Origin of the sequence: Desulfocucumis palustris, from assembly GCF_002933875.1 — a bacterium.
In the GTDB taxonomy this organism is placed as follows: domain Bacteria; phylum Bacillota; class Desulfotomaculia; order Desulfotomaculales; family Desulfocucumaceae; genus Desulfocucumis; species Desulfocucumis palustris.
The window spans coordinates 1-328 of the sequence record NZ_BFAV01000043.1 but is presented as its reverse complement, the minus strand read 5'-3'; the positions used below and the strand labels follow the sequence as shown (position 1 = coordinate 328).

Genomic DNA, 328 nt, shown 5'->3' with positions numbered 1-328 from the left:
CCACTCCCGGTCTATTTTGGCCTCGTCCCAGTTAGCCTCCATTTCAAGCCACTCCTGGGTTACGCGGTAGGCTTTCATCGGGTAAAGTTTTTCGCCAGAGCTAAAGCTTTGAAGCTCCAGTGTCGCGCTTTTTATGGTTCCCATGGGTACTGCTGAAAGGTTGTATTTTACCAGAGTCCGAAAATTATTGCCGACGTAAAAGGTTCTTTCGTTACCATTGGTATGCGAATTGTTCCGGTTTATGTAGGTGTCCATTGCTTCGTCTTCCTCCGGAGCAATGGTTATGGTGGGATCTATATAGATGGGGTAGGTAACGTTATTGAGGCTT

General features: G+C 47.0%; 1 protein-coding gene. It reads right to left on the bottom strand.

Annotated features, from left to right (window positions below):
• A partial coding sequence (locus tag DCCM_RS03685) for a DNRLRE domain-containing protein (RefSeq protein ID WP_123057283.1) occupies positions 1-328 on the bottom strand: 328 nt, incomplete at both ends.